The organism is Christiangramia sediminis (assembly GCF_020552705.1).
GTDB classification, from domain to species: Bacteria; Bacteroidota; Bacteroidia; order Flavobacteriales; family Flavobacteriaceae; genus Christiangramia; species Christiangramia sediminis.
Window position 1 is genome coordinate 805078 of the sequence record NZ_JAJBZG010000002.1, and the last position, 24705, is coordinate 829782.

19 protein-coding genes are annotated in these 24705 nt (G+C 37.9%); 11 read left to right on the forward strand and 8 right to left on the reverse strand.

The window, feature by feature from the left end; all coding sequences use genetic code 11:
- Positions 1–3: 3 nt before the first annotated feature.
- The 3 genes from radC to LGQ90_RS08200 all read right to left on the reverse strand — a co-directional run bounded on the left by radC (position 4) and on the right by LGQ90_RS08200 (position 3043).
- Positions 4–702 (reverse strand): RadC family protein, encoded by a 699-nt coding sequence (gene radC, locus LGQ90_RS08190; RefSeq protein ID WP_229339961.1) that lies wholly within the window; start codon positions 700–702, stop codon positions 4–6.
- A 61-nt stretch (positions 703–763) separates the two neighbouring features.
- Positions 764–2116: a UDP-N-acetylmuramate--L-alanine ligase gene (locus LGQ90_RS08195; protein ID WP_229339963.1), complete on the reverse strand. Its 1353-nt coding sequence runs from the start codon at positions 2114–2116 to the stop codon at positions 764–766.
- Positions 2117–2164: 48 nt separating this feature from the next.
- Positions 2165–3043 (reverse strand): tetratricopeptide repeat protein, encoded by an 879-nt coding sequence (locus LGQ90_RS08200; protein WP_229339964.1) that lies wholly within the window; start codon positions 3041–3043, stop codon positions 2165–2167.
- Positions 3044–3226: 183 nt separating this feature from the next.
- Here LGQ90_RS08200 and LGQ90_RS08205 point away from each other — a divergent pair, with 183 nt between their 5' ends.
- From LGQ90_RS08205 to LGQ90_RS08215, 3 genes are read left to right on the forward strand one after another with little or no spacing between them, the layout of a single operon-like run.
- Complete coding sequence (locus LGQ90_RS08205) at positions 3227–8776, forward strand: T9SS type B sorting domain-containing protein (protein WP_229339966.1); 5550 nt, start codon at positions 3227–3229, stop codon at positions 8774–8776.
- 22 nt (positions 8777–8798) lie between these two features.
- Entirely contained in the window at positions 8799–9731 is a 933-nt protein-coding gene (locus tag LGQ90_RS08210; RefSeq protein WP_229339968.1) for a PorP/SprF family type IX secretion system membrane protein, read from the forward strand.
- A 12-nt stretch (positions 9732–9743) separates the two neighbouring features.
- Positions 9744–11435 (forward strand): OmpA family protein, encoded by a 1692-nt coding sequence (locus LGQ90_RS08215; protein ID WP_229339970.1) that lies wholly within the window; start codon positions 9744–9746, stop codon positions 11433–11435.
- A 91-nt stretch (positions 11436–11526) separates the two neighbouring features.
- Here the strand turns inward: LGQ90_RS08215 and LGQ90_RS08220 are convergent, their stop codons facing one another.
- From LGQ90_RS08220 to hpt, 4 genes are read right to left on the reverse strand one after another with little or no spacing between them, the layout of a single operon-like run.
- Entirely contained in the window at positions 11527–12048 is a 522-nt protein-coding gene (locus LGQ90_RS08220) for a DUF4136 domain-containing protein (protein ID WP_229339972.1), read from the reverse strand.
- Positions 12049–12108: 60 nt separating this feature from the next.
- Complete coding sequence (obgE, locus tag LGQ90_RS08225) at positions 12109–13116, reverse strand: GTPase ObgE (protein ID WP_229339974.1); 1008 nt, start codon at positions 13114–13116, stop codon at positions 12109–12111.
- Positions 13117–13119: 3 nt separating this feature from the next.
- Positions 13120–13698 (reverse strand): adenylate kinase, encoded by a 579-nt coding sequence (locus LGQ90_RS08230; RefSeq protein ID WP_229339975.1) that lies wholly within the window; start codon positions 13696–13698, stop codon positions 13120–13122.
- Positions 13699–13703: 5 nt separating this feature from the next.
- Positions 13704–14231 carry a hypoxanthine phosphoribosyltransferase gene (gene hpt, locus LGQ90_RS08235; RefSeq protein WP_229339977.1) on the reverse strand — a complete coding sequence of 176 codons (528 nt, stop codon included), beginning with the start codon at positions 14229–14231 and terminating at the stop codon, positions 13704–13706.
- Between the two features lie 122 nt (positions 14232–14353).
- On the opposite strand from hpt, the gene LGQ90_RS08240 reads away from it, so the two are divergent.
- The 5 genes from LGQ90_RS08240 (at position 14354) to LGQ90_RS08260 (ending at position 19168) form a co-directional block, all read left to right on the forward strand.
- Positions 14354–15514, forward strand: a complete 1161-nt coding sequence (locus LGQ90_RS08240; protein ID WP_229339979.1) for a 5-(carboxyamino)imidazole ribonucleotide synthase — start codon at positions 14354–14356, stop codon at positions 15512–15514.
- Between the two features lie 5 nt (positions 15515–15519).
- On the forward strand, positions 15520–16005 hold the full coding sequence (gene purE / locus LGQ90_RS08245; protein WP_229339981.1) for a 5-(carboxyamino)imidazole ribonucleotide mutase: 486 nt from the start codon (positions 15520–15522) through the stop codon (positions 16003–16005).
- Positions 16006–16219: 214 nt separating this feature from the next.
- On the forward strand, positions 16220–18250 hold the full coding sequence (locus LGQ90_RS08250) for a M3 family metallopeptidase (RefSeq protein WP_229339982.1): 2031 nt from the start codon (positions 16220–16222) through the stop codon (positions 18248–18250).
- A 97-nt stretch (positions 18251–18347) separates the two neighbouring features.
- A complete protein-coding gene (locus tag LGQ90_RS08255) occupies positions 18348–18899 on the forward strand; it encodes a sigma-70 family RNA polymerase sigma factor (protein ID WP_229339984.1) in 552 nt (183 codons plus the stop codon).
- Positions 18900–18901: 2 nt separating this feature from the next.
- A complete protein-coding gene (locus LGQ90_RS08260; RefSeq protein ID WP_229339986.1) occupies positions 18902–19168 on the forward strand; it encodes a hypothetical protein in 267 nt (88 codons plus the stop codon).
- On the opposite strand, the gene LGQ90_RS08265 is transcribed toward LGQ90_RS08260, so the two are convergent.
- Complete coding sequence (locus tag LGQ90_RS08265) at positions 19137–19976, reverse strand: UbiA prenyltransferase family protein (protein WP_229339988.1); 840 nt, start codon at positions 19974–19976, stop codon at positions 19137–19139. The two genes, LGQ90_RS08260 and LGQ90_RS08265, sit on opposite strands and share 32 nt — an antisense overlap.
- Before the next feature lie 134 nt (positions 19977–20110).
- Between LGQ90_RS08265 and gcvP the strand changes: the two genes are divergently transcribed.
- The 3 genes from gcvP to LGQ90_RS08280 all read left to right on the forward strand — a co-directional run bounded on the left by gcvP (position 20111) and on the right by LGQ90_RS08280 (position 24670).
- Positions 20111–22960: an aminomethyl-transferring glycine dehydrogenase gene (gcvP, locus tag LGQ90_RS08270; RefSeq protein ID WP_229339990.1), complete on the forward strand. Its 2850-nt coding sequence runs from the start codon at positions 20111–20113 to the stop codon at positions 22958–22960.
- 128 nt (positions 22961–23088) lie between these two features.
- On the forward strand, positions 23089–24147 hold the full coding sequence (locus tag LGQ90_RS08275; protein ID WP_229339991.1) for a 3-oxoacyl-ACP synthase III family protein: 1059 nt from the start codon (positions 23089–23091) through the stop codon (positions 24145–24147).
- Between the two features lies 1 nt (position 24148).
- Complete coding sequence (locus LGQ90_RS08280; protein ID WP_229339993.1) at positions 24149–24670, forward strand: class I SAM-dependent methyltransferase; 522 nt, start codon at positions 24149–24151, stop codon at positions 24668–24670.
- Positions 24671–24705: the final 35 nt, after the last annotated feature.

Below are 24705 nucleotides of genomic sequence, written 5' to 3' on the forward strand. Positions count from 1 at the left end.
GTCTTAGAGCATACCTTCATCGGCAAAGCTAAGGTATGATTTTTCAGTTACAATAATGTGATCAAGCACTTTGATATCCAGAGACTCCGCTGCTGTTTTCAATTTTTTGGTAAGTTGTTTATCTGCTTCACTGGCTTTGAGGTTTCCAGATGGATGATTATGCACCAATATAATTGAAACCGCTCCCACCTCAAGTGCCTTCTTCAGAGTTATACGCACATCTACCAGAGTACCCGTGATCCCTCCTTTACTAATCTGAAATTGCTCAATGACTTTATTACTATTATTCAGATAAATGATCCAGAACTCCTCATGAGGCAATTCTCCAATTACCGGCTGCATAATTTCAAAAATAGACTGGCTTGAACTGATTTTCTTTTGTTCTAAAGCCTCCTCCAGCCTTCTTCTCCTCCCCAGTTCCAGAGCAGCAACAATGGAAACCGCCTTAGCAGGGCCTATGCCTTTAAACTTGCATAGCTGATTTATAGAAAGTCTTCCTAATTCACTAAGATTATTTTTTGTTGAAGAAAGAATTCGTTTTGACAACTCAACAGCAGTCTCATTTTTACTCCCGGAACCAATTAATATGGCGATCAATTCAGAATCACTTAAACTCAGTTTTCCTTTTTGAAGGAGTTTTTCCCTGGGCCGGTCATCTTCGGCCCAGTTTTTTATACTGAGGTTTAATTTTTCATGATTCATCTTAAGTTAAAGATAAACAATGAATTATGAATTTGATAATTATTCTTCGCAGCTGAAAAAATTAAAGCATTTTTTTAAGTTCTTCCATATCCAATCCCCCATAATTTCCACTACTCATCATTAATAATACTGAATTATTAAGATTGGTATTTTTTAATTCCTCTTTAAAATCTTCCGAGGTTGTAAATATCTTCAGACCTTCTTTTAGAAAAGCCTGTCTAATTTGTTCTTCACTAACCGCTTCAAGCTTTTTGATTGCCACCGCATCTGGCGAATAAAAGACTAAAGCTTCATCAGCTTCTGCCAGGCTGTTTTTATATTCATTCAGAAATTCAGCATTTAAACTGCTATAGGTATGAAGTTCCAGGCAGGCTATTAATTTTTTATCTGAAAATTGTTCTTTAACCGCTGCAGTGGTAGCAGAAACCTTCGATGGACTATGAGCAAAATCTTTAAAGATCACCGAAGATTGAGATTCAGCTACTTTTTCCAAACGTTTGGAGGCTCCTTTAAAAGTGGCGATAGCCTCATAAAAGTCATCCTCGTCCACTCCCATATGCTGACAAATCCATTTAGCCCCTGCAAGATTATTTAGATTATGCTTTCCAAATATTTCTAAAGGCAATTCACCTTCAGGGACATCCAGTATGGTATGGTTGGCTTCTGTATGATATTCAGGAGTCTGGTAAGGATGTTTTCTTATGGGATTTTCGGTTTCTTCAGCAAGCCTCTTTACTTCAGCATCTTCTTCATTATAAACCAGGATCCCACCGTTAACTATAGAATCGATAAAAATTTTGAATTGTTCCACATAATTATCATAGGTTGGGAAAACATTAATATGGTCCCAGGCAATTCCGCTCAACAAGGCGATATTGGGCTGATAAAGATGAAATTTCGGCCTTCTGTCTAAAGCTGAAGACAAGTATTCATCTCCTTCAATAACTATAAAATCATTTTCTTCAGTTAAATGCACGGGGTTTTCTAAACCTTCCAATGCAGCTCCAACCATATAATCAATCTCTTTATCATGATAATTCATTACATGAAGTATCATAGAAGTAATACTGGTTTTACCATGCGAACCTCCAATGACTACCCTGGTTTTATTTTTTGATTGCTCATAAAGGAATTCTGGATAGGAATATATTTTTAATCCTAATTTCCGGGCTTTGATCAGTTCGGGATTATCATCCTTTGCATGCATTCCAAGAATCACGGCATCGATATCTGCGGAAATATGATCTTCAGACCAACCAATTTGGGCAGGATATATTCCATGCTCTTTAAGTCTGGATTTAGAAGGTTCAAAAATAGCATCGTCACTTCCTGAAATTTCGTAAGACTTTTGTTTTAAAGCAATGGCCAGGCTATGCATGGCGCTTCCACCAATAGCAATAAAATGAATTCTCATAGAATGATTTTCTGCAAATATAAGAGTTTGATTAAGGTATGATACCTCTTAAAGTCTTTGAATTTTTTGTTTTTCAATAAGCGCCTTGTCAAAGCCCGGATCTAGTTCAAGCGACTTTTCAATATGACTAAGAGCTGCTTTTTGATTATTCTGAACCCTTTCGATCTGAGCTAGCCTGAGGTAAGCCCAGGCCGGAGATTTTAAATCTCTATATCCATAATTTGCAATATATTCATTTAAAAATGTTTTACCGGCATCTAGCTGGATTTCAAAAATCGCTGAAGCCTCTCCCAGCTCATAATTCAAATAATTTCGTGATACCAGTTCCGGTTTTCTGACAGCTGCTCTTAATGCATCATTATACTTATTTTTTGCCAGATCTTTATAATCCTGAATTTTGTAGATGTAAGCGTCAGCTAAAAACGCATCAACCTCATTTAATCTATCTAAATCTGAAGCATAACTTTCTGCAATTGTCTTGCTTCCTCCAAGCATACTGGGTATTTGCATATATAATTCCACTAAAGCTCTGCGCGCTTCTTTATGTTTGGGATCAAGCTCCGCTGCTTTTTTAAGGTACTCCTTTATATCACCCAAAAGAAGTGCCGCTTGGAATTTAGAACCATAATAGGCCTTCATTCCCATCGCCCCGCCTAATTTAAAATTATACATGGCATTTCCAGCATCTAATTCTACCAGAGTTTCATAATACTCAATAGCTTCATCCCAATTTTTGTTAAAACAGGCAATATCTCCTAAATATTCAATTGATTTCGGCTGTTCTTTATGTTGTAGAAATACTTCCCGTGCTTTATCAATTTCCCCGTTATTGAGGAGATTTTCCGCATTTTTTAAACTGGTCTGTGCCATTAATCCGACAGAAAAAAGGTAAAAAAAGCCGATGATGTACTTAAAATTTGTTAACATAGATAAAATTTTTATAAATTTAGCGTGCCCAAAGAGTTGTTATTCAGCAAACTTAAGGCAACTTAGCATTTAATGTTAAGATGTTTCTTAAATTAACTCGGCATATTAAAAATTATTTTAATATTTGTGCAACTTTTTAATGAGTTTTAACCGAATACTAATTTTGAATTTAACACCTAGCCTATGCAAAATTTTACTTTTGGGAGGAAAGGCCTTAATTGGTTCCTTTTCGCCTTTATTTTATTTGTTGGAAACTTGGCCTCGTATGGTCAAAGTCCCTGTGCTACACCAGATGCAGATCAATCATACTGTTATCTAGAAACAGTAGATGACCTACGTTATTCTGGTGCTACAAATCCGGCTGTTTATGAAACAGCGGATACTGAGAACGATACAGACCCCATAAATGGGGACGAACTTTTAACTGATGGTGCAACTTATTTTATAGGAAGTACAACGGAAGACTGCGAAAGAGTTGCAGTTGAAGTTACGGTATTTGCCGCCGACACACCTTCAAATACTGTAACTGGTGATTCTAATGGATTTACAGTCACTCCTTGTGAATCATCTGATTTTAGTGGATCTGACCTACTAAATCTTTTTGATCCTGTACCTTCAGGATATACACTTAAAATCTATGAAGATGAATTCGGAGGTTCTGAAATTTCAGATTACTCCACTACACTGATGGATGGAGAAAGTTATTTTGTTGGTGCTGATACCGACGGTACTAGTGACCCTGATTCAGATTATTGTCCATCAGAAAGAGTTGCGGTAGGTATTGATGTAGTAGATGCTCCGGCTCCTACTGCAGAAGATCCTCAGACTTTTTGTGAAGGTGCAACAGTTGCAGATCTTGAGGCAGAAAGTACTTCTCCTAACTTTCAGGCATTTAGATGGTATAGAGAGGAAACTGGTGGTTCACCATTAGCTAATGGCGTAGAATTAATAAACGGAGAAGATTATTGGGTTTCTCAGATTGTAAATGAAAGAGGAAGTATTTTTCCTCCATGTGAATCTGGAAGAACTCGAGTAGAAGTAGAGGTTATTACTTTTGATGCTGGTGACGATGTTTCAGAGACTTTTTGTCAAAGTCAAATTGAAATGAGATTAGACAATGGGGAGTCTCCAGAAGATATATTCTTAAGCCTTGTTGATGGGAGAACTCTACCTCCTAATGTTGAATTTAATCCGGACTTGGGTGCGATAGGAGATGATTATAATGATGATCCTTTTCAAACTTTTACAACAATTGCCACTTTTACTACTGATGAAGGCTGTGAAGATGATGTAGAACTTTCACTTACGATAATTGAAGATGCAGACGCAGGTGAAGACGGTTCTGTGACTTTAAGTCCAAGCGATGCTCCTATTAACCTTATTGATTACTTAAACGGAACACCAGATACAGGAGGCATGTGGACTCCTGGCGATGGTACGTTCGACCCATCAACAGATACACCTGGTGATTTCACCTATTCTGTAGATAATGGATCATGTTCAGACTCTGCAATAGTTACTGTAATTGTTGAAGAATGCACAACTACTGCTGGCGATGATAGCTTAGGAAATATTGTTTGTAGAGATGACTTAGATCTTCCCGCTTCTCAAGATGCTGTGAGAGCATATTTTAGAGCATTATTAAGTGTTGATGCAACCTCAGAAGGTACTTTTTCAAATATAGCAGATATTAGAACTCGTGTCAATGCTGGAGAAGCCGGTCCATTCAATACTACCTATACGGTAGGTGCCGGAACAAATTGCGAAGATACTGCTGAATTTTCAGTAACCATAGTAGATAACACCATTGCAAATGCTGGAGATTTTGATTCATTCACCATTTCTTGTGGAAGTTCAGATCCCGTAGATCTAACAAGCCTTGAAAATAATGATCCAGATGCAACAGCTGGGGGTACATTCTCAGGAACTGGTGTAACAAATAATACATTCGATCCTTCTATTGGCGCCGGAACTTACACTATTACTTATTCAGTTGATGATTCACTACCTTGTATTTCAGGTAATGCTTCAACCACTTTTGAAATAACAGTAGAAAGTGACGGAACCAATGCCGGTGATGACAGCTTAGAAAATATAGTTTGTAGGGATGACTTAGATCTTCCCGCTTCTCAAGATGCTGTGAGAGCATATTTTAGAGCATTATTAAGTGTTGATGCAACCTCAGAAGGTACTTTTTCAAATATAGCAGATATTAGAACTCGTGTCAATGCTGGAGAAGCCGGTCCATTCAATACTACCTATACGGTAGGTGCCGGAACAAGTTGCGAAGATACTGCTGAATTTTCAGTAACCATAGTAGATAACACCATTGCAAATGCTGGAGATTTTGATTCATTCACCATTTCTTGTGGAAGTTCAGATCCCGTAGATCTAACAAGCCTTGAAAATAATGATCCAGATGCAACAGCTGGGGGTACATTCTCAGGAACCGGCGTTACAGATAATACATTTAACCCTTCTATTGAAGCTGGCACATATACTATTACTTATTCAGTTGATGATTCACTACCTTGTATTTCAGGTAATGCTTCAACCACTTTTGAAATCACAGTTGAAGATTCACCAATAAACACATCGATTTCAAGAACTCTTTGTGTTACAGACGTCCAAGATTTAATAGATAATCCTGCTGCAGGATTAGCATATTTACAAAGCTTAGTTGAAGAAGCTGGAGTAGATTCATTTGATGAAGATAATTTTAGTGACAATGCACTTGCTGAGGCAATAAGATTGGCTAATTTTATTGACACTCCAACGAGTGATTCTGAAACATTTAATTTTGAATATACAGATCCTTCAGATTCAGATTGTGAAGATGGTTTAATAACCGTTGCGATTACTATTAATAATTTAGAAGAAGCTGAAGCTGGAGACTTTGATTCTTTTGATGTAACATGTACATCAGATAATTCTATTGACTTAACTGGTTTAGACAATAATAATCCAGATGCTACAGCAGGTGGAACATTTACAGGAACTGGTGTAATGGACAATAATTTTGATCCTTCCGTTGGAACTGGAACTTATACTATTACCTATACAGTTGATGATTCTTTACCGTGTACTACTGGTAGTGCTTCAACAACTTTTGAAATTACTGTTGAAAATGAAGGTGACAATGCTGGCGATGACAGTTTAGATAATACAGTGTGTCGAGATGATTTAGATTTACCAGCAAGTACAGATGCTGTAAGAGCTTATTTTAGAAGCTTACTTAGTAATGATGCAACTACGGGAGGTACTTTTTCAAATCTAGCAGATATTAGAACCCGTGTCAATGCTGGAGAATCTGGACCTTTCAATACGACTTATACTGTCGGAGCTAGTACAGACTGTCAAGACTCAGCAGATTTCTCAGTTACAATTATCGATCCCACCCCTGCCAACTCAGGAAATTTTGATAATTTTTCAGTTTGTTCTTTAGATGATTCTCTGAATTTGGAAACATTAGATAATAATGATCCAGATGCTACAATGGGAGGAACTTTTACAGGGACTGGTGTTACAGATAATACATTCGATCCTTCTATTGGAGCTGGCACATATACTATTACTTATACTGTTGATGAATCAATAGATTGTACTACAGGAAATGATTCTACAACTTTTGAAATAACAGTTGAAGAGTCACCAGTAAGCGTATCAATTTCAAGAACACTTTGTGTTACAGACGCCCAGGACTTAATAAATAATCCTGCTGCAGGATTAGCATATTTACAAAGCCTTGTTGAAGAAGCTGGAGTAGATTCATTTGACGAAGATAATTTTAGTGACGCTACACCTGCAGAGGCAATAAGGCTAGCTAATTTTATTGACACTCCAACGAGTGATTCTGAAACATTTAATTTTGAATATATAGATCCTTCAGATTCAGATTGTGAAGATGGTTTAATAACCGTTGCGATCACGATTAATGATTTACGTGATGCCGAAGCTGGAGATATCGAAGACCAAACAGTATGTTCTACTGATGGAATGATTGATCTAACCACTTTCTTTACCCCAGAAACTGTTCCTGGTGGAACTTTTAGTGGAATGGGAGTTGAAGACAGTATGTTTAATTCTTCTATAGGTCCTAATGCAGATGGTTATGAAATCACCTATTCTGTAGATGATTCTGGAGATTGTATTAAAGAGGGAGCCAATGATTCAACCACTTTTACAATTTTTGTAAATGAAGGTTTTAATGCTGGTGATGATAGTTTAGATAATACAGTGTGTCAAGGCGAATTAGATCTTCCCGCTTCTTCAGATTCTGTAAGAGCATACTTTAGAGCTTTATTGAGTGACGATGCAACCAGAGGAGGTACTTTTTCAAATGTAGCAGATATTAGAACTCGTCTTAATGCAGGTGAAACTGGTCCTTTTAATACTACTTATACAGTAGGGGCAGGAACAAGTTGTGAAGATACCGCTGAATTTTCTGTATCAATCGTAGAAAACATTCCAGCAGAGATCGGTGAAATTGCTAACCCAGATCCAATCTGTAGAAATGCAGAGGATGTAGATTTATTCTCATTCTTACCTGCAGATGCTAATCCTAATGGAACATTTGAAGGCTATGAAGATGGCGTTTTCAGTCCAGTAATGGAAGGTGCAGGTACTTTCGATATTACCTACACCCTTACTGATGATTCGCCTTGTACTGAAGGAGAAGCTTCAGCTACATTTGCGATTACTGTTCTAGAATCTGCTTACGCAGGTATGGACATGGATTTAAATGTTTGTATGAGCGATGATGTTCAGAACTTGTTCGACTTTATTTCAGTAGACGCTGATGATGATGGAGAATTCTCTCTTGATGGTGAAGTTATCGCTGACGGAATGATGAATCCGGCAGATTTTGAAGCTGGTGAATACGAAGTAGTTTATACTGTAGCTGCAATCAATGATTGTGGTGACGATACTGCTGAATTTACCATTACAGTTCAGGAAGCTCCTGATGCACCAACTGTAGAAGGAGATCCTTTTACTTTCTGTGCAACAGATGGCGCTATTGCAGCTGATCTTTCAGCCACAGGTACAAATCTAACTTACTATTCAGATGAGGCATTATCCATGATGGTTGCCGCAGAAGATGTATTGGTTGATGGTACTTATTACGTAACTCAGAGAAATGATGATGGAGCTTGTGAATCTGCAGCTACTGAATTCACTGTAACAATCAATGATGCAGCGACTCCTACAATTTCTAATACTACTCAGGAATTCTGTGAATTTGATGATGCTACCATAGCAGATCTTACAGAGCTGATCAATGAAACAGGTACAATAACCTGGTATGATTCAGCAGATGGAGACAACGCTATAAACAGCGGAACTTCCCTACAGGATGGAGTTACTTATTATGCAACTCTATTTAATGTTGATACAGGATGTGAGAGTTCAGTTAGATTAGGTATTACAGTTAGCATAAATGATGACTGTCCACTTACTATTCCTGAAGGGTTCTCACCAAATGATGATCAACTGAATGATAGATTTGAGATCAGAAATATCAGAGACAAATATCCTAATTTCACTATAGAGATCCGTAATAGATTCGGAGACGTAGTTTACAAAGGAAATGCCAATACTCCGGACTGGGATGGATATAGCACGGAAGGTTCTTTCGGAAGCGATGTATTACCGGTAGGGGCTTACTTCTACTATCTAAGATATAATGATGGTAGCACCGAGCCTGTTAGAGGAACAGTATACTTAAGTAGATAATTAGGATAAACAAGAGAACGAAATGAAAAAAATAATCACAAAATATTTATTATTCGCAGGTATTATCCTTTTCTCTATAAAAGGATTAGCCCAGCAAGATCCACTTTTCACTCAGTACATGTATAACCTGAGTATGGTGAATCCTGCGTATGCGACAGACGATCCGGGAATGTTAGATCTCGGGGCTATTTACAGAATGCAATGGACAGATGTTGACGGTGCACCTCGCACCCTCAACTTCTTTGCCCACACTCCTATTAGCGAGAGAGTAGAACTTGGACTTACAGTGGTACATGATGAAATTGGAAATGTTGAAAAATCAAACAACATTACTGCAGATTTCGCTTATGTGATTCCAACTGGAGAAAACACCAATTTATCATTTGGTGCTAAGGCAGGTCTTACAACTTTTGATGCTAATCTTTCTGGATTAGTTGTTAATGATCCGAATGATCCGGCTTTTGAAAACATAAGTGAAATATTCCCTGTTTTTGGAGTTGGTGCATTCTGGTTTGGAGATAATCACTATTTAGGTGTGTCTGCTCCTAACCTGTTAACTTCAGATCACTTAGACGATAGTCAAACACTTCGTGACCGTGGTACTGAAGAAATTCACTATTATTTAACTGGTGGATATGTATTTGACATAAGCGAGAACTTTAAATTAAAGCCTTCTACCATGGTAAGAGGGGTAAACGGAGCTCCGCTATCTGTTGATGTAAATGCTAACGTTTTATTGTATGACAGGCTGGAAGCAGGTTTAGGTTATAGATTTGACGAAACCATCACTGGTTTGGTTAACTTCAGAGTTACACCAAGTCTTAGAATTGGATATGCTTATGACTATCCAACCTACGACTTAAGCAACGATGGATCACACGAGATCATGTTATTATTTGATCTTGATCTATTCGGACTTAAAAAAGGATATGACAAATCACCTAGATTCTTCTAAAACCCGATTAACATGAAAAATATATATAGTACACTTTTAATAATTTTTGTAAGCATTACCGCTTTCGGACAAAAGTCTGACATCAGGGATGGAGACAAGTTTTTTGCCCAGGCCGCATATATTGATGCAGCAGATGCTTACGAGAATGTAAACGATAAATCTCAGGAGGTTCTTCAGAATCTTGGAGACTCCTACTTCTATACCAATCAAATGCAGAACGCAGCTGAAGTATATGAATTGTTGTTCTTAAGACATGAAGGAGCAGTAGAGCCTGAGTATCAGTTTAGATACGCCCACACGCTAATGGCTGCAGGTAATTATGTAAAAGCTGATGAATTAATGAATGAATTAACTGGTGAAAACTGGGATCATGAAGAATTTGCAAGCGAACTGGACACAATGGTTCCTCATAAATTCAACTACGACCAGGTTATGAATAACCAGTCTTCTTCAGACTTCGGAATTGGATTTTATGGTGACCGTGTTGCATTCGCATCTACAAGAAACCAGGAACGTCCAATCTATCCCTGGAATAAACTTCCTGCTTTGGACCTTTATAGCGCCCAAATGAATGAGGAAGGTGAGATGACCGATATCGTTCTTTTCTCTGATGCTATTAATACTGATGAGCACGAGAGTTCGGCTACATTCAGTCAGGATGGTACCGTAATGTTCTTTGACAGAACTAATGAAGACAGAGTGAAGAATGAAAATGACGAGCGTGTAGCTCACATCAGTCTTTACCGTGCTGAAAATGTTGATGGTGAATGGACAAATGTTGAGAAACTACCATTTAGCAGCGAAGAATATTCAGTAGAACACCCAAGCTTAAGTGCTGACGGAAGTAAACTTTACTTTGCCAGTGATATGCCGGGTGGAAGTGGTTCATTTGATATCTACGTTGTAGATGTGAACGAAGATGGAACTTACGGAACTCCTCAAAACTTAGGTCCTGGAGTGAACACAGCTCACAGAGATCAGTTCCCATTCATCAGTGATGAAGAAGTTCTTTATTTCACATCAGATGGACACCAGGGATTTGGAAATCTTGATATTTTCAGAACTGAAGGTGATTTTTCAGAAGTTGAAAACCTTGGAGGATCTATAAACAGTGGAAGCGATGATTTTGCATTCGTGATCAAGGAAAGTGAAGAAATGGGTTATTTTGCTTCTAACCGAAGAGGTACAGACAATCTATACCAATTTACACGTGAAGAAAATGAGATCATTGAAGCTCCAACGGTAACTGATGAAACAAGCGGACAGGATATTATTCCTATCGATGGAAGCAAGATCTACTTCGACTTTGATAAAGCTACTATTAAAGCTGAGTCTAAGCCAGTTCTTGACTCTGTAGTGACTTATATGAATGATTATCCAAACATTAAAGTGAAAGTAGAATCTCATGCAGATGCTAGAGGTTCTGATTCATATAATATGGCGCTTTCTAAAAGAAGAGCTGCTTCAACTGTAGATTACCTTGTTGAAAAAGGAATCGATAAAGGAAGACTTATTTCAGAAGGTTATGGTGAAAGCAGACCAGTGAACGATTGTACTGAACCAACTGGTTGTACAAACGAACAGTATGCTAAGAACCGTAGAAGTGTATTCGTAGTATCTAACCGAAATGGATCTATGAACGAGAACTCTGATATGGATCCAGAAATGGATAATGAGGATATGGAAGATCAAGAAGAAAACTAAATTTTCTAACTGATACTAACTAACCAATCAAAAAGTGAAAAGCCCTGCATTATGCGGGGCTTTTTTATTTTTAATAGGTAGTAAGAATCTACTATTTTTTAGGTGGATAACCTTCGAGGGCTTTTGCCACAATCTTATCAAATTTTTCCTGTCTTGCTTCAGGTTTAGCATTAGCATTAAAAGAACTTTCCACTACCGCCTGCCAGACAAGCACATCTTTCTCTACATCAATAAAATCGAAAGTCAGCTCAAGATACGTATCCATTTGACCAATTGGAATACCACCGGAGACTCCTACTCCAACATTTCCTCCTCCGCCACCAATTCCAACTCCAACGCGGTTACGATTATCCTGCTGGAATTCTTTAGTGTAAACATTTACGTAGATTCCAGGATTTCCGGAATTGATAAGACCTTCTTCTGTCATAGCTTGATTCAAACTATTAACAAGTCTGGATTCATCCAATTGACTCAGACCAGTCTGTAAATCGGGGAAAAGTGAATAAGTTTCGTACTGATTAAAGTTAACCTGCTGATCATAGTCATAGAAAGCCTTGGGAGAATTACAGGCCACTATGAATAGTAGTAGAAAAGAATATTTTAAAAGTCTCATAATCTGATTTTTACTAAAAATAAGCAAAATCAAATCGAGACTTTATAGGTTTAACAGGATTTAAACAGGCTCTTTATTGAGCATTTGCCATAATTTATCCTTCAGTTCTGTGAGCCCAGATTGCGCCACAGAGGAAATAAACAGGTAAGGTAGCTTCAGCTCCTTATCCAATTCACGAGCCATCTCCTGTTTTAGTTCTTCATCTAAAAGATCACTCTTCGAAATAGCAATCAATCTATCCTTATCTATCAACTCTGGATTATATCGCTTTAATTCGTCTAACAGGATATCGTATTGTTCTTTAATACTCTTGGCATCAGCCGGAATAAGGAATAATAATGTTGAATTTCGCTCAATATGCCTAAGAAATCTATGTCCAAGCCCCTTACCTTCAGCTGCCCCTTCAATAATTCCAGGGATATCGGCTACTACAAAAGTTTTGAAATCACGATATTCTACAATTCCGAGATTTGGCTTTAAAGTTGTGAATTCATAATTAGCGATCTTTGGTTTCGCCGCGGTGATCACAGAAAGCAACGTAGATTTTCCAGCATTTGGGAAACCAACCAGGCCAACATCTGCAAGAACTTTTAACTCAAGGGTGATATCAACTTCCTGTCCGTCAACGCCCGGTTGTGCATATCTTGGAGTCTGATTGGTAGAACTCTTAAAATGCCAGTTTCCACGGCCTCCCATTCCACCTTCAGCTACAATAAATTCCTGCCCGTCTTCAGTGATCTCTTTGATGATCTCATTTGTATCGGTATCCCGAATCACAGTTCCCAATGGAACTTCAATAATTTCATCATTACCCTGGGCACCTGAACTTCGCTGCTTACTTCCATTACCCCCATACTCAGCTTTTACGTGACGCTTGAACTTAAGATGAAATAATGTCCAGAGATTTTTGTTGGCTTTTACAATTACGTGTCCACCACGACCACCATCTCCACCATCTGGCCCACCTTTAGTAATATATTTCTCCCTATGAAGGTGAGCAGAACCCTTCCCTCCTTTTCCGGAAAAAACATGAATTTTCACATAGTCAACAAAATTCCCTTCAGTCATCTCTTATTTCATTAAATCGTCTATCACGTTGCTTAATCGCTGTGTGATCTCACTAATACTTCCTACCCCGTCTACTCCATAATATTTATCCTGTTTCTGATAAAAATTCTTCAGAATAGCAGTTTCATTATAATAAACCCTGATCCGGTTTCTAATTACCTTCTCATCCGCATCATCAGGTCTTCCGGAAGTCTTTCCTCTTTCTAATAAACGCTCCACCAGCACCTCATCTTCAACCTCCAGAGCGATCATGGCATGAACCTCTGTTCCTCTGGATGCCAAATAAGTACTTAAAGCTTCTGCCTGTGCTTCAGTTCTTGGGAAACCATCAAAAATAAATCCGTTAGTTCCTTCATTCTTTTCAACCTCCGCATTCAGCATATTAATAGTAACCTCATCTGGCACTAGCTGACCTTTATCAATAAAAGATTTAGCACTTAGACCTAATTCGGTTTTATTTTTAATATTGAACCTAAAAACATCGCCTGTAGAAATATGAATGAGTTCATATTTATCTTTAAGAATAGTTGCCTGAGTTCCTTTGCCGGCTCCCGGAGGGCCAAAAAGCACTAAATTTGTCATTTTACTTATTTGCGTTTATATACTTGAGTAAGGTTACGACCTAAACCATCATAATCCAGACCAAAACCAACTATAAATTTATTAGGTATTTCCATCCCTATATATTGAATGGGAATATTCTTCTTATAAGCTTCCGGTTTATAGAATAAAGTAACCACCTTATAATCTTCCACTTCTGCTTTCTTTAAAATTTTATCAATCTCAACCAGCGTGTTTCCGGTATCTACAATATCTTCCAGTAGAATTACCTGCCTCCCTTTTAATTCTTGATTTAAACCAAGCAAAGTTTTCACCTCGCCGGTAGTTTCAGTTCCCTCGTAAGATCCCATTTTCACAAAACTGATCTCACAATCTCCGCTGAATCTTTTAATAATTTCTGAAGCGAACATGAAAGAACCATTTAAAACCCCAAGAAAGACAGGCCTTTTATGACCAAAATCCTTATTGAGTTTTACTGAAATCTCTTCAATGGCCATCATAATTTCCTCTTCGGAAATATAAGGTTCAAATTCAAGATCATGTAGTTTTATCAAAACTGTCAAATTTTAAGTGGCAAAGATAAGGAATCTCTATAAGCTCAACAGCCCGATTTCTTACCGAATATGTATGGCGGGAAATTCGAATAAGTTATTTTTGCCAAAAGCCTATCGAAATTATGGTAAATTATTTCTCTTCAGACTTTAAACTGGCTATACTTGGCGGTGGTCAGTTAGGAAAAATGATGTTATACGAAACCAGAAAGTATGACATTCAAACGCTTGTCCTGGATCCCAGCGAAGAAGCGCCATGTAAGATCTCCTGTAATTATTTTGAACAAGGAGACCTTATGGATTATGAAACAGTCCTCAATTTCGGCAGAAAAGCCGATGTTGTCACTTTCGAAATTGAAGGTGTAAATATTGATGCTTTGAAAAAACTTGAAGCAGAAGGTAAAAAAACATATCCATCGGCAAGTACGCTGGAGAAGATCCAGAATAAAGCTGTACAGAAAAATTTTTATAAAGAGAAAGATATTCCTACTGCAAGTTTTGAAGTTTTCAATTCCATCGAAAATTTGAAAAATGCTGTTATAGAAGGAAAAACAGAAATCCCATTTGTCTGGAAAAGTGCTACCGGCGGTTACGACGGTAAAGGTGTCTCTGTCATTAAAAAAATCGAAGATCTTGACAAGCTTTCTGAAGGTGAATGCATCGCGGAGAAATTGATTCCTTTCAAAAATGAGTTGGCGGTCATCGTAGCTAGAAATCCTTCCGGAGAAATGAAGACTTATCCTGTGGTAGAAATGGAATTTCATCCCACAGCGAATCAGGTTGAATACGTGATCTGTCCGGCGCGAATAGATAAAGAAATTTCGGATAAGGCCAGGAAATTAGCAGAAAAAGTTTCCGAAGCTTTCCAGCATGTAGGATTACTTGCGGTAGAAATGTTTCAGACAGAAGATGATCAAATACTTATCAATGAAGTTGCTCCAAGACCTCATAACAGTGGTCATTACAGTATAGAAGCAGCTTACACCAATCAATTTGAACAACATATAAGAGCGATTCTCGATCTTCCCCTTGGTAATACAGAAAGCAAAGTTGGAGGAATAATGGTAAATTTGGTAGGAGATCAGGATCACGAAGGAGAAGTTGTTTATGAGAATATTGAAAAGATCATGAAAATGGATGGCGTGACTCCTCATATCTATGGGAAAAAGATCACCAGGCCATTCCGTAAAATGGGGCATGTGACCATCGTTGATAAAGACTTGAAAAAAGCCCGTGAAGTTGCTGAAAAAGTTAAGAATAGTATTAAAGTGATAAGCAAAAAATAATTAGAATGGGAAAAGTAGCAGTAATCATGGGCAGTACCAGTGATATGACGGTAATGCAGGAAGCCATCGACATTTTAAAAGGTTTTGATATTGAAGTTGAAGTAGATATAGTTTCAGCTCACAGAACACCCGAGAAGCTTTTTGAATTTAGTAAAACAGCCCATGAAAAAGGTATCAAGGTTATTATTGCCGGGGCCGGGGGCGCTGCACACTTACCGGGCATGGTCGCCTCCCTGTCTCCCCTTCCGGTCATTGGTGTTCCTGTAAAATCAAGAAACTCTATAGATGGTTGGGATTCAGTATTATCCATTCTTCAAATGCCTGGGGGTGTACCTGTGGCTACAGTCGCGTTGGATGGTGCTAAAAATGCAGGAATCCTGGCCGCTCAAATTATAGGAGTTTCAGATAAATGTGTTCTGGATAAAATTCTTGTCTATAAGGAAGGACTAAAGCAAAAAGTTATTGAAGGAGCAAATTCACTTAAAAAATAAGAAAGGCCGCTGATGCGGCCCTTCAAGTAGTAAACATTTTTAATCTGTACTTATTATTTATTAACCATTCTAAATATAAAACCAGAACTTTGCAAACTACTATATTGTAAATGATTCATTTTCAACATGAATCTGCTAAAATATCAAAAAATACCTAAAAATCATCATTAGCGTTAATTAATTTAATCTTTAGCGTTAATCAAAATAAATACTAATGAGTTCTCAGAATATTCTATTAACAGATTTTGAATACGCTCCTTTCTCGAAGATCAAAACCGAAGATTATAAACCTGCAATTTTAAAGGCAGTTGAGCTGGCTAGGGAAGAAATAAATGAAATTGTAAATTCTGAAGCAACACCAACTTTTGAAAATACGATCGAAGCGCTGGAATTCTCAGGAAAAAAACTGGATCGTGTAACCAGTATATTCTTCAATATAAATTCAGCTGAAACAAACGAAGAGATCCAGAAAATAGCACAGGAAGTATCACCGGTGCTTTCAGAATTCAAGAATGATGTAATTCTAAACAAAGAACTTTTTAGAAAAATTAAAGAAATCTTTTCCACCAAAGACTCCCTTGATCTTTCCACAGAACAGGCGACACTTCTGGATAAGAAATATAAATCTTTTACCCGAAATGGAGCAAACCTGCCAGACGAGAAGCAGAATGATCTTCGTGAAATAGATAAAGAACTCTCGAAGTTGAGCCTACAATTTGGTGAAAATGTTCTGGCTGAAACCAATAAATATGAGCTTCGGGTAACTGACGAATCAAGGCTTGGTGGTTTACCAGAGAGCTTTAAAGAAGAAGCCAGATCTGTTGCGAAATCAAAAGACAAAGAAGGCTGGATCTTTACCCTAGAATATCCAAGCTATATTCCTTTTATGAAATATGCTAATGATCGGGCTCTCCGTGAAGAATTATCCATGGCATTTGGCTCCAGAGCCTTTCATAAAGATAAATTAGACAATCAGGAAAACGTCTTAAAGATCGTAAAGTTAAGATATAAAAGAGCGAAGTTGTTAGGTTTTGAGTCTCACGCACATTTCGTTTTAGAAGAGCGTATGGCTGAAACTCCGGAAAAAGTAACTTCATTCCTGGATGAAATGCTCGAAAAAGCAAAACCTGCAGCCGAAAAAGAGTTTAAGGAATTGGAGAATTTCGCAAAAGACCTTGATGGAATAGATCAGCTTCAAAAATGGGACACGGCTTATTATGGTGAGAAGTTAAAACAGAAACTTTTTGATCTGGATGACGAGAAATTAAAGCCCTATTTTAAACTTGAGAATGTTATTGACGGAGTTTTTACGGTTGCACAAAAACTCTACGGACTTAATTTTAAAGAAGTAACTAATATTGACAAATATCACCCTGATGTACAAACATATCAGGTAACTAATGAATTAGGAGAAGATGTTGCCCTTTTTTACGCCGACTTCCACCCGCGTCCGGGAAAAAGGGACGGTGCATGGATGACTATTTATAAAGATCAATATATTCAGAATGGTAAAAATGCACGTCCTCATATTTCTATTGTATGCAATTTCACCAAACCTACTGAAAAGGAACCTTCACTATTAACTTTTAGTGAAGTAACCACACTTTTCCATGAATTTGGACATGCATTACATGGAATGCTAGCGAACACGACCTATCCTAGTCTTTCTGGACCTAATGTTTATTGGGATTTTGTGGAACTTCCCAGTCAGGTATTAGAAAACTGGTGTTACGAGAAAGAATCTTTACAGCTTTTTGCAAAGCACTATAAAACCGGAGAAGCCATCCCTCAGCAATATATAGATAAGATTAAAGAATCTGCTAATTTCCTTGAAGGAATGACCACGCTAAGACAGCTAAGCTTCGGAATGCTAGATCTCAGCTGGCATGCCATAGATCCATCAAATGTTGAAGACGTTAAAAAGCACGAATTAGAGGCTTTTGAAGCTACCAAACTTTATCCCGATGTTCCATCAAATTGTATGAGCACCGCATTTTCTCATATTTTCCAGGGAGGATATTCGGCCGGGTATTATTCTTATAAGTGGGCTGAAGTGCTGGACGCTGACACCTTCGAATATTTTACAGAAAATGGTATCTTCAGTAAGGATATCGCTGATAAATTCAGAGAAAATATCCTTTCTAAAGGAGGAACAGAGCATCCTATGGAACTATATAAACGTTTCCGCGGAAAGGAACCAAAGCCGGATGCATTATTGAGAAGAGCTGGCTTAATATCAAAATAGCTGAAAACAGTTGCCACATCTATAAATCTTATCCTTTCTATAACTTATGATAGCCTTTCTTTTGCTATTTTTGATTAGAATCGATTTAATTTAGATCATGTCAGCTAACACCCTCGACCCTAATAAATGGGTTGATAAATATTCAGATTATCTTTTTAACTATACGATTGTTCGTGTGAACAATCGTGAAGTAGCGAACGATCTTATTTCAGAAACTTTCTTGGCAGCATTAAAATCGGCGAAGAATTTTAAAGGGGAGGCTAGCGAAAGAACCTGGTTAATTTCGATTTTAAAGCGAAAAATCATAGATTACTATCGCAAAATCAATTCTAGAAAAGGTAAGGCTGAAGTTAAGATCAAATATTCTGATGATTATAATGAAGGAGAATGGCTGGAAGAACAGGTAGCAGATCAATTTGACCGGTCAGCAGAAGATGAAATGGAGAATAATGAACTTGGACTGGCAATACTGGATTGTTTGGAATCAATAAACGAAAAACACGCAGAGATATTTAAAAGAAAAACAATTGATGGTGCAGATACTGAAGCCATTTGTAATGAATTCAATATCACCCCGTCTAACCTCTGGGTTATCATACATAGAGCCAGAACCGCACTGGCCGCTTGTTTAGAAAAAAACTGGTTTTAATTATGGGCAAAAAACTAAAATTTCTTTTTTTTGATTGTTCTGAGGCGGCGACCTGCTGTGATAAAGCTCAATATGAAGAAGCTAATTTATTTGAAAAAGCGAAGCTGCGGATACATTTGGCATTGTGCAAAACCTGCAGGAAATTTTCAGCCAGGAATTCCAGGCTTACACATCTAATAAAAGATTCTAAACTCGAAACCTGTCCTGAAGAAAAGAAAAAGAAGTGGCGGGAAGAAATTAAGAAGGAATTTGCGGAAGAACGTACCTAAAGACCAGATAAATTCCGAAATAGAAAATCGGTACTGCTTCTACCAAGAATGAACTATAATATTTTTTTTGATTCTCCCTTGACTCCCACAACAATAATCCGCTTACAAATAAAACAATCAATAAGGCTAAAAATTCGTTCGAAGTGAATGATTTCTGAACTAATTCCATCAGAAAAACCAAAAAGATTAAAAAAGTCCCGAATACCTTCGTTTTAAAAACTCCCAGTTTCTGAGGAATTGTTGCCAAATTCTCATTATCAAAATTAAGATCTCTTATTTCAAATGGCAGCGTTAGAATAATTATCAGGAAAAGCCGCTGTAAAAAATCTACTAATATTGCTGTGTCCAGATAGATTTTAGCATTTATCAAAGGAAGCACTTCTGTACTTCCAGCCCATACGATTGCTATAATAAAGATCTTGATTCCCGGCAGACTTCTTAGATTCCTACCACCTCCAAACACTGGGATCGCATAAAATAAAGTGAATAAGCCCAAAATCCCTGTGGCAATTAACACCTCTGTTTTTAATTTAAAAGAGAAATATATCAAAGCAATAAAACAAAACCCCGAAAAGATTTGTATGATCCTAAGGTTTTTTGCCAGGCTTAAATGATGAAGCTTCGCAATCCCGGCATATTTCACAAAATTGTAACCAGTTATAGAGGCAAAGAAAATGAACAAAAGCAGGTTTTGGTCTGGAACAAGCTCGTTATGAAAATAAGTGATGAGCGTAAAAGCAACAACTGCTAAAGAGACATGAATGCTGCTATTTATATAAAGTTCAAAAGCATTTTTTACATACTTCATCCCACGAAATTACATATAAAATCGCATAGAAATAATTCAGCTGAAAATCTTAACAACTGTATACGCCTAAACTGTAAAAAATTAGCTTGAAATTATGTATTTTCGCAGCACGAAAAACACAACTATTTATTTTAATGAGAACAGATTCTTTCGCGTTACGTCACATAGGTCCTAAAGCAGAAAATCTTCAAGAAATGCTTGATACTATCGGCGTTGAGTCTATAGAGCAATTGATCTACGAAACCATTCCAGATGATATTAGGTTAGATAAACCTTTGAACCTTCCGAAGGCGATGAGTGAAAATCAATATGCCGAGCATATTAAAAAGCTTTCTGAGAAAAACAGGGTTTTCAAAACTTATATAGGTCTTGGATATCACCAGGCAATACTTCCTGCTGTAATTCAACGAAATATTTTGGAAAATCCGGGATGGTATACGGCCTACACTCCTTACCAGGCAGAAATTGCTCAGGGACGTTTAGAAGCCCTGCTTAATTTCCAAACCATGGTAAGTGATCTTACAGGAATGGAAATTGCAAACGCATCTCTTCTGGATGAATCTACCGCTGCAGCCGAAGCCATGGCTCTATTGCATGCAGTTCGCGATAGAAAACAAAAGAAAAACGAAGTAAATAAGTTCTTTGTTTCTCAACAGACTTTACCACAAACTATTTCCTTAATGGAAACCAGGGCTAATTTCCTGGGAATAGAAATGGTGGTTGGAAATCATGAGGAATTTGATTTTTCCGAAGAATATTTCGGCGCATTAGTGCAGTATCCTGGAAAATTTGGACAGATCTTCGATTATGCAAATTTTATTGAGAACTGTAAAAATGCAGGTATAAAAACAGCCGTTGCTGCAGATATACTTAGTCTGGTAAAACTGCAGGCTCCGGGAGAACTTGGAGTAGATGTAGTGGTTGGTACCACTCAAAGATTTGGAATCCCTCTAGGTTATGGTGGACCTCATGCGGCATATTTTGCAACTAAAGAAGAATATAAGCGAAACCTTCCTGGAAGGATAATTGGTCTAACCAAAGATCTGGATGGTAATAACGCTTTGAGAATGGCTCTGCAAACGAGAGAGCAACACATAAAAAGAGATAAAGCTACTTCTAACATTTGTACCGCCCAGGTTTTACTTGCGGTAATGGCCGGTATGTACGGTGTTTACCATGGCCCAAAAGGTCTTGAGTATATTGCAAATACAGTACATGCATCAGCGGTATCTCTGGAAGACAGCTTAAAAGCCCTTGGATTTGAGCAATTGAATTCAGCTTATTTTGATACGCTTCATGTAAAAGCAAATACATCAAAACTGAAAGAGATCGCGGTAAAACATGAGATCAATTTCTTTTATCCAGATGCTGAGAGTGCCTGTATCTCTATAAATGAAACTACCACTACAGATGATCTTAACGCGATAATTGCAGTATTTGCTGAACTGGCAGAAAAAGATAAAAAAGAGATCGAGGAACTTTCTGAAAGAACTGCAATCCCTCAAAATCTCGAGAGAAAAACGGAATTTTTAACGCATGAGGTTTTCAACCTGTATCATTCAGAAACTGAACTGATGCGTTATATCAAAAAACTGGAACGCAAAGATCTTTCATTGAATCATTCCATGATCTCTTTGGGATCCTGTACCATGAAACTTAATGCAGCTTCAGAAATGCTCCCATTAAGCAACCCGCAATGGGGTAGCTTACATCCATTTGTACCGGTAGACCAGGCGGAAGGTTATCAAACTGTTTTAAAAGAATTAGAAGACCAGTTAACCGAAATTACAGGTTTTTCTGCTACTTCTCTTCAGCCTAATTCAGGTGCTCAGGGAGAATACGCAGGCCTGATGGTTATAAGAGCCTATCATGAAGCACAAGGTGAAGGACACCGAAATGTGTGCCTTATTCCTTCTTCAGCTCACGGAACCAACCCAGCTTCGGCTGTAATGGCCGGGATGAAGGTTGTAGTTACCAAGGCTTCGGAAAATGGAAACATCGATGTTGAAGATCTTCGGGAAAAAGCCATAAAATATAAAGATAATCTTGCTGCTCTGATGGTTACTTATCCATCGACACATGGTGTATTTGAATCGGCCATACGCGAGGTTACAAATATCATACATGAAAACGGCGGACAGGTTTATATGGACGGTGCCAATATGAATGCTCAGGTTGGACTTACCAATCCTGGCAGAATTGGAGCAGATGTTTGTCACTTAAATCTACACAAGACTTTCGCCATTCCTCATGGAGGAGGAGGACCGGGTGTTGGACCAATTTGTGTGGCAGAACAATTAAAACCTTTTTTACCTGGAAATCCAGTAATAAAAACAGGAGGAGAAAAAGCAATTGGTGCAATTTCATCTGCACCATGGGGATCCTCTTTGGTTTGCCTTATTTCCTACGGTTATATAAAAATGCTTGGAACAGGTGGTCTTCAAAAAGCGACTGAATATGCTATCTTGAATGCTAACTACATCAAAGCCAGACTTAAGGGTCACTATAAAACTTTATATTCCGGAGAGAGAGGAAGAGCTGCTCATGAAATGATCATTGACTGTAGACCTTTTAAAGAACAGGGAATCGAGGTGACAGATATTGCGAAGAGATTAATAGATTACGGTTTTCATGCTCCTACTGTTTCCTTCCCGGTTGCAGGGACTATGATGATAGAACCAACAGAAAGTGAAAGCAAACCGGAACTGGATCGTTTCTGTGAGGCATTGATCTCAATTAGACAGGAGATAGACGAATTAACTGCGGAAGACACGAATAACGTATTGAAAAATGCCCCGCATACCATTCATATGTTAACATCAGATGAATGGAAATTACCATATTCAAGAGAGAAAGCGGCTTACCCGTTAGCTCATCTTCATGATAATAAATTCTGGCCAAGTGTTAGAAGAGTTGACGAAGCCTTTGGAGATAGAAACCTTATGTGTACCTGTCCCCCAACAGAAGAATACGCAGAGGCCTAAAGCTAACAAGTCTTCGTTAAAGAAAAACCTGTCAGACGGCAGGTTTTTTTTCGACTAAAAAAATATTTAATTTAAGCGGGTATTAAGAGTATTTATTTAAATTGTCAATCTAACAACAAGAAAGTCAGATGAACTGCAAAATTACCGGAACAGGGAGCTATATACCAAATGTTGTAACAAAGAATGCTGATTTTGATCAACATGAATTCTTTAATATAGACGGTTCTTCTTTTCCGCATGATAATGAAACTACCATAAAGAAATTCAAGGCAATTACAGGGATTGAAGAGAGACGTTATTTAGATGAAAAGCTTAACACTTCAGATATCGCTGTTATCGCAAGTCAAAAGGCGATCGAGAGTTCAGGAATCGATCCTGAAACCCTTGATTACATTATAGTAGCACACAATTATGGTGATGTAAAATCAAATTCTATTCAAAGTGACACGGTACCTAGTTTAGCGACCAGAGTTAAGGCACATTTAAGAATTAAGAATCCAAAGTGTGTAGGTTATGACTTACTTTTCGGTTGCCCGGGTTGGATCGAGGGAATGATCCAGGCGCAGGCATTTATTAAAGCAGGAATTGCTAAAAAGTGCCTGATCATTGGAGCCGAAGCACTTTCCCGTGTTGTGGATAAACATGATCGGGATTCCATGATTTTTTCTGATGGTGCCGGCGCTGTTATTCTTGAAGCATCTGAAGGCGAATCAGGAATACTCTCACACGAATCAGGGACCTATTCTTTTCAGGAATCTGAATATATCTATTTTGGGAAATCCAACCAATCTACCGCATCAGAGAATATAAGATATATTAAGATGCATGGCAGGAAAATTTATGAATTTGCGCTCATCAACGTTCCAAAAGCGATGAAGGAATGTCTTGAAAATAGTGGAAAAACAATAAAAGATCTCAAAAAGGTTTTTATTCACCAGGCCAATGAAAAGATGGACTATGCCATAATCCAGCGTTTCTACAAGCTACATGGAATGACTCCACCTGAAGGCGTAATGCCCATGACCATTCATGAATTAGGAAATAGCAGTGTGGCTACCGTTCCCACTCTTTTTGACTTGGTTAGTAGAGGCAAAATTAAAGATCAAAAACTGGAAAAAGGCGATATTGTTATGTTTGCCAGTGTTGGCGCGGGCATGAACATCAACGCGATCACTTACCAGATCTAAAATGTACGAGCATACTTTTCCCGAAAAGCGTTATCAAAAAACCCTGGAATTTTTGAAAGAAATGGTTCCCCCTCCGGCCAAAGTTCTGGACCTGGGGGTAGAGAATCCTTTTTCAAAGATTATGGCCAGCAATGGATATGAGGTTACCAATACGTCGGGAGAAGATCTGGATGATAATTTTGAAGCTGTGCAGAATGAAGAATACGACCTGGTAACGGCATTTGAAATTTTTGAACATCTGCTTGCTCCATATAATATTCTTCGGAAAATAAAATCCAAAAAGATCATCGCCAGTGTTCCGCTTAAATTATGGTTCTCCCCAGCATATAGAAGTAAGACCGATAAATGGGACCGCCATTTTCACGAATTTGAAGACTGGCAATTTGATTGGTTATTTGAGAAAAGTGGCTGGCAGATCAAGGAAAGTCTTAAATGGACAAATCCTGTAAACAAGCTTGGGATACGCCCTGTCTTAAGAAAATTCACTCCGCGGTATTATGCAGTTTATGCTGAAAAAAGCTAAGCTTCTTCCCCTAAAATTCTATTTTAGCAACTCAT